Raw genomic sequence first — 15,121 nt, 5'->3', positions numbered from 1 at the left:
TAGGCCTGATGCAAAGTCGTCATTTGAAAAAGGAGAGTGCTGTGTCGCGTAGACGCGTCGTAGTCACCGGTATGGGTATGTTGTCGCCACTGGGCACGGATGTGCCGAGCAGTTGGCAGGGCATTCTGGCTGGCCGCAGTGGCATTGGTCTGATCGAACACACCGACCTTTCTGCCTATTCCACCCGTTTTGGCGGCTCGGTAAAGGGCTTCAATGTCGAGGAATACCTGTCGGTCAAGGAAGCTCGCAAGCTCGACTTGTTCATTCAATATGGTCTGGCCGCAGGTTTTCAGGCAGTTCGTAACGCCGGTCTGGAAGTCACCGACGCTAACCGTGAGCGCATCGGCGTGGCCATGGGCTCGGGTATTGGCGGACTGACCAATATCGAAGAAACCAGCCGCACGCTGCATGATTCCGGCCCACGACGGATTTCTCCGTTTTTCGTGCCTGGCTCGATCATCAATATGATTTCCGGTTTCCTGTCCATCCACCTGGGTGCACAGGGACCTAACTACGCCATCGCCACTGCGTGTACCACCGGTACGCACTGCATTGGCATGGCGGCTCGCAACATCATGTACGACGAAGCCGACGTGATGATTGCCGGCGGCGCCGAGATGGCGGCTTGCGGTCTGGGTATGGGCGGCTTCGGAGCTTCCCGCGCACTGTCGACCCGCAACGACGAGCCGACCCGCGCCAGCCGACCATGGGACAAGGGCCGTGATGGCTTCGTGCTGTCCGACGGCGCCGGCGCTCTGGTTCTGGAAGAACTGGAACACGCCAAGGCCCGCGGCGCGACGATCTACGCCGAGCTGATCGGCTTTGGCACCAGTGGCGATGCCTACCACATGACTTCGCCTCCGGCCGATGGCGCGGGTGCTGCGCGTTGCATCACCAATGCCTTGCGCGATGCCAAGATCAATGGCGATCAGGTTCAGTACGTAAACGCTCACGGCACCTCGACTTCCGCGGGCGACCTTGCCGAAGCCTGTGCGATCAAGTCGGTGTTCGGCGATCACGCTTACAAGCTGGCGGTCAGTTCGACCAAGTCCATGACCGGGCACCTGTTGGGCGCGGCGGGCGCGGTCGAGGCGATCTTCAGTGTGCTGGCGATCAATAGTCAGGTGGCGCCGCCGACCATCAACCTTGATGAGCCGGACGAAGGTTGCGACCTCGATTTCGTACCGCATACCGCGCGCAATATGGATATCGATGTGGTGTTGTCCAACTCCTTCGGGTTTGGCGGTACCAACGGCTCGCTGGTGTTCCGCCGGTTCGCTGACTGATGGACAGCTGGGTCGACGGTCAGCCGGCTGACGCTTTGTCGCTGAAAGATCGCGGCCTGGCTTACGGTGATGGTCTGTTCGAGACCATTGCCGTGCGCAACGGCGCTCCGGTGTTGCTGGATCGGCATCTGGTGCGTTTGGTCAAGGGTTGCCAGCGGTTGGCAATTAATCTCGATCATGCGGCTGTGTGCACTGAGTTACTGGCCTATGCCCAAGCGTTGGGCGAAGGTGTGCTCAAACTCATTGTCACCCGTGGCGAAAGCGCGCGCGGTTATGCGCCCGATCCTTCGGCTCAGGCGCGCCGCATCATGCTGGGCAACCCTCATGCGGTTTATCCTGCTGCCAATGCGGAGCAGGGCGTTCGCCTGTTCCCCTGTGCGACGCGGCTTTCCAAACAGCCTCTGCTCGCCGGACTCAAACACCTGAACCGTCTTGAGCAGGTCATCGCCCGTTCCGAATGGCAAGATACCGATCATGCCGAAGGCTTGATGCTCGACCAGGCCGGGCGCGTCATTGAAGGCGTGTTCAGCAATCTGTTCCTGGTGCGCAACGGTGTACTGATCACGGCCGATCTCAAACGCTGTGGCGTGGCCGGCGTGATGCGTGCCGAATTATTGTTTCAAGCCGAGTCATTGGGGATCCCCACCCAAATCACCGACATCACCCTCGATCAGCTGCAATGGGCTGATGAAGTCTTTGTCTGCAACAGCGTGTATGGCGTTTGGCCTGTGTGCGCCTATGCAGCACTGAGCTGGCCGGTTGGTCCGCTCACCCGTAAACTCCAAACCATTGCCCGCGCGCTACTGGATGCTTGATACGTGAGACGTAAATTCTTGCTGCTGCTGGAAACCGGATTGGTTCTGGCGGGGCTGTGTCTGGGCGCTTCGGCCTGGAAAATCCATTCGGCGCTGGAACAACCGCTGATCATCACCCAGGAAGAACTGCTGGAAGTGCCAAAAGGCACGACACCCACCCGTACCTTCTATCGACTCGAAGCCGATGGCGTCATCAAGGATGCGTTTTGGCTTCGCGTGTATTGGCGCTTCAATCTCGCCAAACAACCGTTGCACAAGGGCGAGTACCGCATGCAGCCCGGCATGACTGTCGAGGGCTTGATCGACCTGTGGAAACGCGGGGAAATGGTTCAGTACAGCCTGACCCTGGTCGAAGGCTGGAATTTCCATCAGGTCCGTGCGGCGCTGGCCAAGGATGAAAAACTCGAGCAGACCTTGAACGGTTTGAGCGATAGCGAGGTGATGGACAAGCTCGGACACACCGGGATCTTTCCCGAAGGACGATTCTTCCCCGACACCTACCGCTTCGTGCGTGGAATGACTGACGTCGAGCTGCTGAAGAAAGCCTACGACCGCCTCGACGAAGTCCTCGCCAAGGAGTGGGGGCAGCGCTCGGCTGACGTGCCGTACACCGAACCCTATCAGGCGCTGATCATGGCCTCGCTGGTGGAAAAGGAAACCGGTGTGCCGCAGGAGCGCGGGCAAATCGCTGGCGTGTTTGTGCGGCGCATGGAAATGGGCATGTTGTTGCAGACCGATCCGACCGTGATCTACGGCCTCGGTGATCGTTACAACGGCAAATTGACTCGCGCCCATCTCAAGGAAGCGAGCCCGTACAACACCTACATGATTTCGGGCCTGCCGCCGACTCCGATCGCCATGGTCGGCCGCGAAGCGATTCATGCAGCGCTGAATCCGGTGGCTGGCAATAGCCTCTATTTCGTGGCCCGTGGTGATGGCAGCCACGTGTTCTCCGATGATCTGGACGCGCACAATAACGCTGTGCGTGAGTTCCAGCTCAAGCGCCGTGCCGACTACCGCTCCAGCCCCGCGCCGACCACGGCGCCAGAGGCGACGGATGAGCAGGCACCGACTCCGGCTGCTTCGCCCGACACAGCCCCCGAGGCTTTGCCGCAAGTGCCGCCGCAAGCGCCTGCTCAGGAGTCGTCACAGGAGCCGGCGCAAGAACCCGTTCAAGAACCCGCTGCTGCACCTGTGCCCGAACCGGATGCAACCGCGCCGCAAAGCCCGCAATGACTCTGACTAAGGACTGCCTGTGACTGGCTTGTTTATTACACTGGAAGGCCCGGAAGGTGCCGGCAAGAGCACCAATCGCGAATACCTGGCCGAGCGCCTGCGCGCCGCTGGGATTGAGGTCGTGTTGACCCGCGAACCCGGCGGCACGCCGTTGGCCGAGCGGATCCGCGAAGTGCTGCTGGCGCCGGTTGACGAAGTCATGAACCCGGACACTGAGTTGCTGTTGGTGTTCGCCGCGCGAGCCCAGCATCTGGCCGAAGTGATTCGCCCGGCGTTGACCCGTGGCGCAGTCGTCTTGTGTGATCGCTTCACCGATTCGACCTACGCCTATCAGGGCGGCGGTCGCGGCCTGTCGCTGGAGCGCATCGCGACCCTGGAAACCTTCGTCCAGGGCGATCTGCGCCCGGACCTGACGTTGATTTTCGATCTGCCGGTGGAAGTGGGCCTGGCCCGCGCCAGCGCTCGCGGTCGTCTGGATCGTTTCGAACTCGAAGGCCGAACCTTTTTTGATGCGGTGCGCAGTGCTTTCTTAAAGCGTGCTGAAGCGGATCCTGCACGTTATGTCCTGGTCGATGCCGCCCAGCCGCTGGCGCAGGTTCAGCAGTCACTGGATGCCTTGCTGCCGCGTCTGCTGGAGTTGACTCGTGGCTGAAGCCTATCCGTGGCAGGACAGTCTCTGGCAGCAGCTGGCCGGTCGCAAGCAACATGCTCACGCCTATCTGCTGCATGGCCCGGCCGGGATCGGCAAGCGTGCGCTGGCCGAGCGCTTGATGGCCAGTTTGCTGTGCCAGCGTCCATCCGCCCAGGATGCTTGCGGCGAATGCAAACCCTGTTTGTTGCTGAAGGCCGGTAGTCACCCCGACAACTACATTCTGGAACCTGAAGAAGCCGATAAGGCGATCAAGGTCGATCAGGTTCGTGATCTGGTCAGCTTCGTGGTCCAGACCGCGCAGATGGGCGGCCGCAAAGTGGTGCTGATCGAGCCGGCCGAGGCGATGAACATCAACGCCGCCAACGCCTTGCTCAAAAGCCTTGAAGAACCTTCCGGCGATACTGTTTTGCTGTTGGTCAGCCACCAGACCAGTCGTCTGTTGCCCACGATTAAGAGCCGCTGCGTGCAGCAGGCCTGTCCGCTGCCGAGCGAAGCCATGAGTCTTGCGTGGCTGGCGAAGGCTTTGCCGGACTGCTCGGAAGAAGAGCGCATCGAGTTGCTGACCCTGGCTGCCGGTTCGCCACTGGCCGCCGTCAACTTGCAGGCCCAGGGCGTGCGCGAGCAGCGGGCGCTGGTGGTCGACGGGGTGAAGAAGTTGCTCAAGCAGCAACAGTCACCGACGCAACTGGCCGAAGGCTGGAATGCGATTCCGCTGTTGCTGTTGTTCGACTGGTTCTGTGACTGGTCGAGCCTGATCCTGCGCTATCAGCTGACTCAGGACGAAGAAGGGTTGGGACTGGCGGACATGCGCAAGGTGATTCAGTACCTGGCGCAAAAAGCCGGCCAGGACAAAGTCCTGAATATTCAGGACTGGATCCTCGCCCAGCGCCAGAAAGTGATGAGCAAAGCCAACCTCAATCGGGTGTTGTTGCTGGAGGCGCTGTTGGTGCAATGGGTGGGTTTGCCTACCCAGAAGTGATCGTCTGAGCCTAGACTCTGAGCATCAGCAGTGGAGGTCAGCATGAATGAACTCGTTAATCCGGGGCCGCGCAACGGCATTTTGTCCCTGACGATCAAGGACAAGTCCGTGCTTTACGCGGCCTACATGCCGTTCATCAAGAACGGTGGCCTGTTTATCCCGACCAACAAGAGCTACAAGTTGGGCGATGAGGTATTCATGCTGCTGAACCTGATGGACGAGCCGGAGAAGATTCCGGTCGCCGGCAAGGTCACCTGGATCACTCCCAAAGGTGCGCAGGGCAACCGGGCCGCAGGAGTCGGCGTGCAATTCAACGACGGCGACAACACTGCGCGCAGTCGAATCGAAACCCATCTGGCCGGAGCCCTGAAGTCCGACCGTCCCACTCATACGATGTAAGTTGCAGCCCTTTTATGCTCGTAGATTCCCATTGCCACCTTGATCGACTCGACCTCACCGCCCACGACGGCTCGCTGGATGCTGCACTGGATGCGGCCCGTCAGCGCGGGGTAGGGCATTTTCTGTGTATCGGCGTCAGCGTCGAGAACGCCGCGGACGTCAAAGCCCTGGCTGAGCGTTATGACGACGTCGACTGTTCGGTCGGCGTGCATCCGCTGGATGTGCAGCCGAATGCCGCGCCGGCGCTGGATTGGCTGTTGCACGAACTCAACCACCCGCGTGTGGTGGCGATTGGTGAAACCGGTCTGGATTATCACTACGAGCCAGAAGCGGCAGAGTTGCAGCAGGCGTCATTTCGACTGCACCTGCAAGCGGCGCAGCAGACCGGCAAGCCGGTGATCATCCACACCCGTGGCGCCCGCGCCGATACGTTGAATCTGCTGCGCGAAGCCGCGCTGCCCCAAGCGGGCGTTCTGCATTGCTTCACCGAAGACTGGGAGATGGCCAAAGCTGCGCTCGACATGGGCTATTACATTTCCTTGTCCGGGATTGTCACTTTCCGCAATGCCGACGCTCTGCGTGACGTGGCCAGTAAAGTGCCGGCTGACCGACTGCTGGTGGAAACCGACTCGCCCTACCTCGCGCCGATTCCTCATCGCGGCAAACCGAACCTGCCACAGTACGTGCGCGACGTAGCGGAATTTCTGGCAATGTTGCGTGGTGAGCCCTACGAGCGTTTTGCCGAGCAAACCACCGAAAACTTCAAGCGGCTTTTTCCGCTGGCGCATGTGAAAGGTTAAATCGCAGGCAAAAAAAACCCGGGTTCTGGGGGGGGAATCCGGGTTAAGACCATTAGGAGTAAAACAAAGGCACGCGGTCCGTTGGTACCTATATCGGCGCGACACTTGGGGGAGATGCCCCGCCGACATTTGAAGTATTGATCAGTATTGCGCCGAGTCCAGTTTACCGGCCACGGTTTTTAAACAAATTTGGAATACGGGCGCTTCGGTTGAGTTCTCATCACTCTGCAAAGCTGCCGGAATTCATCAAGAAACACATATATGGTCGGATGATCCGTGCATTTTTGCGCAAGTTAGGCATAATACGCGGCTTCGAATTTTGACCCCTACAGACCTTTTCTTATGCATAAAGAACCTCGTAAGGTCCGTGAGTTTCGTCGCCGCGAGCAAGAAATTCTCGATACCGCGCTCAAGCTGTTCCTCGATCAAGGTGAAGACAGTGTCACCGTCGAGATGATTGCTGATGCCGTCGGTATCGGCAAAGGCACGATCTACAAGCACTTCAAATCCAAGGCTGAAATCTATCTGCGCCTGATGCTCGATTACGAGCGCGATTTGAACGAGCTGTTGCATTCGGCCGATGTCGACAAGGACAAGGAAGCCCTGTCCCGTGCCTACTTCGAATTCCGCATGCGCGACCCGCAACGCTATCGGTTGTTCGATCGCCTGGAAGAAAAGGTGGTCAAGGGCAATCAGGTTCCGGAGATGGTCGAGGAGCTGCACAAGATCCGCGCCTCGAACTTCGAACGCCTGACTCTGCTGATCAAGGGTCGGATCAGCGAAGGCAAGCTCGAAGACGTGCCGCCATACTTCCATTACTGCGCGTCCTGGGCGCTGGTGCACGGCGCTGTGGCGCTGTATCACTCGCCGTTCTGGAGCAATGTGCTGGAAGATCAGGAAGGCTTCTTCCAGTTCCTGATGGATATCGGCGTGCGCATGGGCAACAAGCGCAAGCGCGATACCGACACCCCGAGCAGCTGAGTCCATACAGTTCGCCTTATCGCGCCATGATATTCACACCATGGCGCAGTACCGCAGGAATATACTCAGGCTTAGGTATTGCCAAAACTTGATTTGTGAGTCAAGTTTTAGCGGTCCGAATATTCTTCCGCCGGAGTGATCCATGATCGTTGACCGTCAAGGCAGGCGTTTTCGCAATTTGCGAATCAGTCTGACTTCAGCCTGTAATTACGCTTGTACCTACTGCGTGCCCAACGGCAAGCGTTTGGTGGCTGCGCAGGATGAATTGTCGGCCGAGGCCATGGCACGTGGTGTGGCGTATCTGATCGAGGCCGCAGGCATCGAGCGTTTGCGCATCACCGGTGGCGAACCGCTGGTCAGCCCCAAACTCGAAACCTTCATGACCGCCGTCGGGCAGATGGGCCTGGCGGACATCAGCCTGACTACCAACGGTCAGCTGCTGGCGAAAAAACTGCCACTGCTGGTGGACGCCGGCATTCGTCGCATTAACGTTTCGCTCGATACCCTGGATGCCAGCGCTTTTCGCAGCATTGCCCGTGGCGGCGATCTGGCGACTGTGCTCGACGGTATGGACCAGGCCAGTGCAGCCGGCCTGAAGATCAAGGTCAATATGGTGCCACTGCGTGGGCAGAACCTCGATCAAGTGATGCCGCTACTCGATTATTGTCTGGAGCGCGGCTATGAGCTTCGCTTCATCGAGCTGATGCGCATGGGTCACCTGGCCAGCGACTCCAATGCTTTCCTGCAGCAGTTCGTGAGCCTTCAGCAGTTGCTGAGCCTAATCGGTGAGCGCCACGAGTATCTTCAGGCCGATGCGCCAGTCGACGCCACAGCCGTGCGCTACGAGATCCCGGGGCAAGGCCACTTCGGTGTGATCGCCAACGAAAGCGTGCCGTTCTGCCGCACTTGCTCGCGGCTGCGTCTGTCGTCCACGGGCTGGCTGCATGGCTGCCTGTCGTCGAGCAACCGCCACTATGTCGGCGATCTGCTGGACAAACCCCGTCATCAAGCGTTGCCCGCCTTGCAACGACTCTTGGTGAAAGCCTTGGGTGATAAACAGGAAGTGGCATTTTCTGGTGGCGCGACCGTGATGAAAATCATCGGCGGTTGATCCTCCCCCATCGCGAGGCGCTGATGTTCCCGAGCTGGCGCGGAAGCTGCATCCCATGGCCATTCGCCGGTTTTCCGTCACCGGCCTCTGGAGGGTAGGATGCGTAGCCTGGTTTTGCTGCTGGCCGTTTTGGCGCTTGGTGGCTGCATGAATGTCAGCGATCTGGCTGAAGGGACTCGCTACCACATGAGCGATGCGGGGCTGCTCGACCATAGCGACAGCCGTCGTGTGAATAACCTGCGCATTCAACCGGACTCTTTCGTCTATATCGCCCAAGGCGCCTTTGTGCCGCCAGGCAGTGCTGTCTACCCACGACCCAACGTGATAGCCGAAGTCGCCTTCGATGGCTTTGTCGAATACTTCCCTATGGTTCGCCGCGCCCGTGCCCCGGAAGGCCTTGATCAAGCCATGGGCGAGGCCCGTGCCGCCGGTGCCCATTACCTGCTCTATACCCGGTTCGCCAGGTCCGACGATCGTATCGGCAACTCGGACGAGTGGCTGGATCAGGAAGCCCTGGATCGCCTCGGTATCGACAGCGGCGTGATTCAGATCATGTTGATCGAGACCAGTACCCAGTATTTGATTGATACTGCACGCATCAAGAGTCGTGGCGGTTTACTGACGTTCCACGACAAAAAGCCAGAAGACCTGATGGGCCCGCCGCTGGAACAATACGCGCGCAGCCTGCTGGGGCTCAGCGACCAGTAATTCAAAAGGAGAACGCCATGAGTGGCCCGCAAAAAGCCAACGATCTGTTGGGGCAAATCCCCAAAACAAAAGGCTTGCCGCCAGTCCACCTGTGGAACCCCGACTTTTGCGGCGACATCGACATGCGTATCGCCCGTGACGGCACCTGGTATTACCTGGGCACGCCGATCGGGCGCAAGCCGATGGTCAAGCTGTTCTCCACCATCATTCGCCGCGATGGTGACGATTACTTCCTCATTACCCCGGTCGAGAAAGTCGGCATCAAGGTCGACGATGCGCCCTTCGTGGCGATTGCCGTGGACGTGGAGGGCGAGGGCGAAGCCCAAGTCTTGCGCTTCACCACCAATGTTGATGAGACCGCCGAGGCCGGCACCGAACACCCCATGCGCGTAGTTATCGACCCGGTAACGCAGGAGCCTGCGCCCTACGTGCATGTGCGCACCAACCTCGAAGCCCTGATCCACCGCAACGTGTTCTACCAACTGGTGGAGCTGGCCGTCACCCGCGAGATCGACGGGCAACGCTGGCTAGGCGTGTGGAGCGGTGGCGAGTTCTTCCCCATCGGGCTTGAGCCGTAACCGGATCAAAATGTGGGGCGGGCTTGCTCGCGAAGGGGTCATAACATTCAACATCTATGCTGACTGTTCTGCCGTCTTCGCGAGCAAGCCCGCTCCCACATTGGATCTCTGCATTATTCTGAAAATAAAATTGACACCCAATCGTATGATGATTAGCGTGGGCACCCATCGCGACCGGCTTTGTGCCGTCCTTGCCTCGAGGTATCCATGTCCAGCAGTTTTCATGCGTCGACGGTCGATTGGCTGGGTTGCTGGATCGCCGCGGGGCAGGTCAAACCGGGTGAGACGCTCAAGGTTGAAGCCGACTTGGGCGAGCAGCTCGGTGTCAGTCGCACCGTTATCCGCGAAGCCATAAAAACCCTGGTCGCCAAAGGCATGCTCGAAGTCGGGCCAAAGGTCGGCACGCGGGTGTTGCCGGTGCGGCGCTGGAACCTCTTCGATCCGCAAGTCGTAGGCTGGCTGTCGCGCAGCGGCTTGCCGGAAAACTTCGTCGACGACTTGCTCGACTTGCGCCGAACCATCGAACCAATGGCCGTGCGGTGGGCTTGCGAGCGCGCTACCGTCGAACAGGTTCAAGCCATCCTCCAGGCGTATAACGCACTGGAGAGGGCCGTGGACAGCGGCGTCGATTACAACCGTGCCGACCAGTTCTTCCACGAGTGCATCCTCGCCGCCAGCCACAATCAATTCATCGAACAAATGGTCCCGGCCCTCGGCGCGCTGCTGGCGGTGTCTTTCGAGGTGTCCGCCGCCGACCCGGACGAACTGCGCCGCACGCTGCCGATTCACAAAGACATGGCCGAGGCCATCGCCGCCCGGGACGCCGCGCGGGGCGTCTGGGCCTGCATGACCCTGATCGATAACGCCGACCTGGCCATCAAGCGCTTCTACCCGCAAGTCATGGCCGACAAGAAGGCTAGCTGACAACAATAAGAAAGCAGGAGGTTTCATGACGTGGACTGCCGTTACCGAACATCGCGCGCAGCTCGGCGAAGGCCCGTTCTGGGACGCGCCGACCCAGGCGCTGTACTGGGTTGATATCGCCGGTCAGCAGGCGCTGCGGCTGATTGGCGCCAACGTGCAGATCTGGCAGATGCCCGAGCACGTGTCTGCCTTCATTCCCTGCGAAAGCGGCGATGCGCTGGTGACGTTGAACAGCGGCGTGTATCGACTCGCTCTGAATTCCCCCGGCCTGGAGCCACGACTGACCTTGCTTTGCGTCGCCGATCCGCAACCCGGTAATCGCGCCAATGAAGCCCGCTGCGATGCTCAGGGCCGGCTCTGGCTCGGCACCATGCAGAACAACATCGGCGAGCAGGGCGAAGACTTGCCCATCGTGCGGCGTTCCGGTGGCCTGTTTCGCATCGATCGCGATGCTCGGGTCACGCCGTTGCTTAGAGGGCTGGGCATCCCTAACACGTTGCTGTGGAGCGAAGACGCAACCACCGTGTATTTTGCCGACAGCCTCGACAGCACGCTCTACCAGCACTTCATCCGCACCGACGGCAACCTCGACCCGGCCCAGGTCTGGTTCGGGCCCCATGAACGCGGCGGCCCTGATGGCTCGGCGATGGATGCCGAGGGTTATATCTGGAACGCGCGTTGGAACGGCAGTTGCCTGCTCAGACTGACCCCAGACGGGCAGGTTGATCGCGTGGTCGAACTGCCGGTCAGCCGCCCCACCAGCTGCGTGTTCGGTGGCGAAGACCTGAAAACCCTCTACATCACCAGTGCCGCGAGCCCGCTCAACCATCCGTTGGACGGCGCGTTGCTGTCGATTCGAGTCGATGTGCCCGGAAAAACCTGTACTCGTTTTGCTGGGTGAATCCCAACATACGGGATGTAAAATTATATATTGAGATTATCTCGCGGTCGGGTTTATAGTCGGCCCCATCAGTGACACGCACTCACACTTAAAAAAACAAAATAGGTGAAGTGATGCAGCGATTTTCTAGAAAGCCTTTTGACCGGACATCGACAGATGCCCGGTTTTTGTCGTGCCTTCGAAAAGGAGTCTTGATCCATGGCTGAACCTCTTTCTTTGCCACCGGTGCCCGAGCCGCCGAAGGGTGAGCGACTGAAAAACAAGGTCGTCCTGCTGACCGGTGCCGCTCAGGGTATCGGCGAAGCGATTGTTGCGACGTTCGCGTCTCAGCAGGCCAAGCTGATCATCAGCGATATCCAGGGTGAGAAAGTCGAAAAGGTCGCGGCCCACTGGTGGGACAAAGGTTTTGATATTCAGGCGATCAAGGCCGACGTATCGCGTCAGCAGGACCTGCACGCCATGGCTAAATTGGCGATCGAGCTTCACGGCCGGATCGACGTGCTGGTCAATTGCGCCGGGGTCAATGTGTTCCGCGATCCGCTGGAAATGACCGAAGAAGACTGGCATCGCTGCTTCGCCATCGACCTGGACGGCGCGTGGTACGGCTGCAAGGCTGTATTGCCGCAGATGATCGAACAGGGCATGGGCAGCATCATCAACATCGCCTCGACCCATTCCACTCACATCATTCCCGGCTGCTTCCCGTACCCGGTGGCCAAACATGGCTTGCTCGGCCTGACCCGAGCCCTGGGCATCGAATATGCGCCGAAGGGCATTCGCGTCAACGCCATCGCGCCGGGCTACATCGAGACCCAACTGAACGTTGATTACTGGAACGGTTTTGCCGACCCGCATGCCGAACGTCAGCGCGCCTTCGATCTGCATCCGCCACGGCGCATCGGGCAGCCGGTCGAAGTGGCCATGACGGCCGTTTTCCTGGCCAGCGATGAAGCGCCGTTCATCAATGCCTCGTGCATCACCATCGATGGTGGTCGCTCGGTCATGTATCACGACTGAAAAACCCGGGTTTGAGGCGCGGAACTACGCCTGAAATCCAATCATCATACGATATGACTATTTTCTGCACCGGCTTTCAAATAACGCTCAAAAAAAATAACAAGGAGTCAGCTTATGAATCGTCGTCGTGGGATCCGTTCCCTGTGCTGTGCCGCTTTGGCGGTCACCGCGGTCAGCCTGAGCAGTTCGTTGCTGGCGGCCGAGGAAGTGAAGATCGGTTTTCTGGTCAAGCAGGCGGAAGAGCCTTGGTTCCAGACCGAATGGGCATTCGCTGAAAAGGCCGGGAAAGAGAAGGGCTTCACCGTCATCAAGATCGCCGTGCCGGACGGTGAAAAAACCCTCTCGGCCATCGACAGCCTCGCCGCCAATGGTGCCAAGGGCTTTGTGATCTGCCCGCCAGACGTATCTCTGGGACCTGCGATCATGGCCAAGGCCAAGCTCAACGGTTTGAAAGTCATCGCCGTCGATGACCGCTTCGTCGATGCCAGCGGCAAGTTCATGGAAGACGTTCCGTACCTCGGCATGGCAGCGTACGAAGTCGGCCAGAAGCAGGGCAACGCCATGGCCACCGAAGCGAAGAAACGCGGCTGGGACTGGAAAGACACTTACGCGGTGATCAACACCTACAACGAACTCGACACCGGCAAGAAGCGCACCGACGGTTCGGTCCAAGCACTGGAAGAAGCCGGACTGCCAAAAGACCACATTCTGTTCTCGGCGCTGAAAACCCTCGACGTACCGGGCAGCATGGACGCCACCAACTCGGCGCTGGTGAAACTGCCAAGCGGCGCGAAAAACCTGATCATCGGCGGCATGAACGACAACACCGTACTGGGCGGCGTGCGCGCCACCGAAAGCGCCGGTTTTGCCGCGGCCAATGTGATCGGCATCGGCATCAACGGCACCGACGCCATCGGCGAATTGAAGAAGGCCAACAGCGGCTTCTTCGGCTCGATGCTGCCGAGCCCGCACATCGAGGGCTACAACACCGCGAGCATGATGTTCGAGTGGGTCACCACCGGCAAAGAACCACCGAAGTACACCGCGATGGACGACGTGACGCTGATCACGCGCGAGAACTTCAAGCAGGAACTGGAAAAAATCGGCCTCTGGAACTGAGGATCGGTTGATTTCATCGGCGGCCCTGGTGACGGGGCTTCCTGATCTGTGTGAAGAGGTGGGTTATGCACGCGCAATCAAAAACACAACAACACAATGCTGGCGGCAGCTTGCGCTTCAACGGGATCGGCAAGACCTTTCCCGGGGTGAAGGCGCTGGATGGCATCAGCTTCGTCGCCCACCCGGGGCAGGTTCACGCCTTGATGGGCGAGAACGGCGCCGGCAAATCCACGCTGCTGAAAATCCTCGGCGGTGCTTACACCCCGAGCAGCGGCGACCTGCAGATCGGCGAGCAGACGAGGGCCTTCAAATCCACCGCCGACAGCATCGGCAGTGGCGTCGCAGTGATCCATCAAGAGTTGCACCTGGTCCCGGAAATGACCGTGGCAGAGAACCTGTTCCTCGGTCATCTGCCGGCCAGTTTCGGCCTGATCAATCGCGGCGCGTTGCGGCAACAGGCATTGACCTGCCTCAAAGGCCTGGCCGATGAAATCGATCCGCAAGAGAAAGTAGGGCGCCTGTCCCTCGGTCAGCGGCAACTGGTGGAAATCGCCAAGGCCTTGTCCCGTGGGGCGCATGTGATCGCGTTTGACGAACCGACCAGTAGCCTGTCGGCACGGGAAATCGATCGTTTGATGGCGATCATCGGTCGCCTGCGGGACGAAGGCAAAGTGGTGCTTTACGTCTCCCATCGCATGGAAGAAGTGTTCCGCATCTGCAACGCGGTGACGGTGTTCAAGGACGGTCGCTACGTGCGCACTTTCGAGGACATGAGCGAACTGACTCACGACCAGCTGGTGACTTGCATGGTCGGTCGCGACATCCAGGACATCTACGATTACCGCCACCGTCAACGTGGCGCGGTGGCGCTCAAGGTCGACGGCCTGCTGGGGCCGGGTTTGCGTGAACCGGTGAGTTTCGAGGTGCACAAAGGCGAGATTCTCGGGTTGTTCGGTTTGGTCGGCGCCGGTCGCACCGAGCTGTTCCGCATGCTCAGTGGCCTTGAGCGCAACACCGCCGGGCGCCTGGAATTGCGCGGCCATGAACTGAAGTTGCGTTCACCCCGCGATGCGATTGCCGCCGGGATTCTGCTGTGCCCCGAGGACCGTAAGAAAGAGGGCATCCTGCCGCTCGCCAGCGTCGCCGAGAACATCAACATCAGCGCCCGCGGCGCCCACTCCACCTTCGGCTGCCTGTTGCGTGGCCTGTGGGAGAAGGACAACGCCGACAAGCAGATCAAAGCACTGAAAGTGAAGACGCCCAACGCGGCGCAGAAAATCATGTACTTGTCCGGCGGCAATCAGCAGAAGGCCATTCTCGGCCGGTGGCTGTCGATGCCGATGAAAGTCCTGTTGCTCGACGAACCGACGCGCGGCATCGACATCGGCGCCAAAGCCGAGATTTACCAGATCATCCACAACCTGGCTTCCAGCGGCATCGCGGTGATTGTGGTGTCCAGCGACCTGATGGAAGTGATGGGTATTTCCGACCGCATCCTGGTGCTCTGCGAAGGCGCAATGCGCGGCGAACTGTCCCGCGAACAGGCCAATGAATCCAACCTGCTGCAACTGGCTTTGCCGCGCCAACGCGCTGACGGCGTGGCGAACTGAGAGGT

General features: G+C 59.6%; 16 protein-coding genes. All 16 read left to right on the top strand.

Features of this window, described 5'->3' with window-relative positions; genetic code table 11:
- The first annotated feature begins 41 nt into the window (after positions 1 to 41).
- The 16 genes from fabF to araG all read left to right on the top strand — a co-directional run bounded on the left by fabF (position 42) and on the right by araG (position 15,116).
- On the top strand, positions 42 to 1,286 hold the full coding sequence (fabF, locus tag ACYZT7_RS24110; protein ID WP_095132060.1) for a beta-ketoacyl-ACP synthase II: 1,245 nt from the start codon (positions 42 to 44) through the stop codon (positions 1,284 to 1,286).
- Positions 1,286 to 2,101 carry an aminodeoxychorismate lyase gene (gene pabC, locus ACYZT7_RS24105; protein WP_462038501.1) on the top strand — a complete coding sequence of 272 codons (816 nt, stop codon included), beginning with the start codon at positions 1,286 to 1,288 and terminating at the stop codon, positions 2,099 to 2,101. The genes fabF and pabC overlap by 1 nt, the downstream gene beginning before the upstream one ends.
- 3 nt (positions 2,102 to 2,104) lie before the next feature.
- Positions 2,105 to 3,337 (top strand): endolytic transglycosylase MltG, encoded by a 1,233-nt coding sequence (gene mltG, locus ACYZT7_RS24100; RefSeq protein WP_462038500.1) that lies wholly within the window; start codon positions 2,105 to 2,107, stop codon positions 3,335 to 3,337.
- 19 nt (positions 3,338 to 3,356) lie between these two features.
- Positions 3,357 to 3,989, top strand: a complete 633-nt coding sequence (gene tmk / locus ACYZT7_RS24095) for a dTMP kinase (RefSeq protein WP_461969520.1) — start codon at positions 3,357 to 3,359, stop codon at positions 3,987 to 3,989.
- The gene (locus ACYZT7_RS24090) at positions 3,982 to 4,968 is read left to right on the top strand and encodes a DNA polymerase III subunit delta' (RefSeq protein WP_462038499.1); all 987 of its coding nucleotides are present in this window, start codon (positions 3,982 to 3,984) and stop codon (positions 4,966 to 4,968) included. Before tmk ends, ACYZT7_RS24090 begins: the two co-directional genes overlap by 8 nt.
- A 42-nt stretch (positions 4,969 to 5,010) precedes the next feature.
- Complete coding sequence (locus ACYZT7_RS24085) at positions 5,011 to 5,367, top strand: PilZ domain-containing protein (protein ID WP_033056958.1); 357 nt, start codon at positions 5,011 to 5,013, stop codon at positions 5,365 to 5,367.
- 14 nt (positions 5,368 to 5,381) lie between these two features.
- Positions 5,382 to 6,167, top strand: a complete 786-nt coding sequence (locus ACYZT7_RS24080) for a TatD family hydrolase (protein ID WP_462038498.1) — start codon at positions 5,382 to 5,384, stop codon at positions 6,165 to 6,167.
- A gap of 342 nt (positions 6,168 to 6,509) precedes the next feature.
- Complete coding sequence (locus tag ACYZT7_RS24075; RefSeq protein WP_008152317.1) at positions 6,510 to 7,148, top strand: TetR/AcrR family transcriptional regulator; 639 nt, start codon at positions 6,510 to 6,512, stop codon at positions 7,146 to 7,148.
- Positions 7,149 to 7,290: 142 nt separating this feature from the next.
- On the top strand, positions 7,291 to 8,259 hold the full coding sequence (locus ACYZT7_RS24070; RefSeq protein WP_282375714.1) for a GTP 3',8-cyclase MoaA: 969 nt from the start codon (positions 7,291 to 7,293) through the stop codon (positions 8,257 to 8,259).
- Between the two features lie 99 nt (positions 8,260 to 8,358).
- Complete coding sequence (locus tag ACYZT7_RS24065) at positions 8,359 to 8,967, top strand: DUF4823 domain-containing protein (protein WP_461969529.1); 609 nt, start codon at positions 8,359 to 8,361, stop codon at positions 8,965 to 8,967.
- A 17-nt stretch (positions 8,968 to 8,984) separates the two neighbouring features.
- On the top strand, positions 8,985 to 9,545 hold the full coding sequence (locus ACYZT7_RS24060; RefSeq protein ID WP_462038497.1) for a DUF1285 domain-containing protein: 561 nt from the start codon (positions 8,985 to 8,987) through the stop codon (positions 9,543 to 9,545).
- Between the two features lie 207 nt (positions 9,546 to 9,752).
- Positions 9,753 to 10,469: a FadR/GntR family transcriptional regulator gene (locus ACYZT7_RS24055; protein WP_462038496.1), complete on the top strand. Its 717-nt coding sequence runs from the start codon at positions 9,753 to 9,755 to the stop codon at positions 10,467 to 10,469.
- Between the two features lie 25 nt (positions 10,470 to 10,494).
- Positions 10,495 to 11,370, top strand: coding sequence for an SMP-30/gluconolactonase/LRE family protein (locus ACYZT7_RS24050; RefSeq protein WP_462038495.1), 876 nt, complete (start codon positions 10,495 to 10,497; stop codon positions 11,368 to 11,370).
- Positions 11,371 to 11,568: 198 nt separating this feature from the next.
- On the top strand, positions 11,569 to 12,387 hold the full coding sequence (locus tag ACYZT7_RS24045; protein WP_462038494.1) for an SDR family oxidoreductase: 819 nt from the start codon (positions 11,569 to 11,571) through the stop codon (positions 12,385 to 12,387).
- A gap of 114 nt (positions 12,388 to 12,501) precedes the next feature.
- A complete protein-coding gene (locus ACYZT7_RS24040; protein WP_462038493.1) occupies positions 12,502 to 13,506 on the top strand; it encodes a substrate-binding domain-containing protein in 1,005 nt (334 codons plus the stop codon).
- Positions 13,507 to 13,571: 65 nt separating this feature from the next.
- Positions 13,572 to 15,116 carry an L-arabinose ABC transporter ATP-binding protein AraG gene (araG, locus tag ACYZT7_RS24035; RefSeq protein WP_462038492.1) on the top strand — a complete coding sequence of 515 codons (1,545 nt, stop codon included), beginning with the start codon at positions 13,572 to 13,574 and terminating at the stop codon, positions 15,114 to 15,116.
- Positions 15,117 to 15,121: the final 5 nt, after the last annotated feature.

This window comes from Pseudomonas sp. RT4P38 (assembly GCF_054897765.1).
Note: the sequence above shows the minus strand (reverse complement) of the source record. Positions and strands in the feature narration are given on the sequence as shown.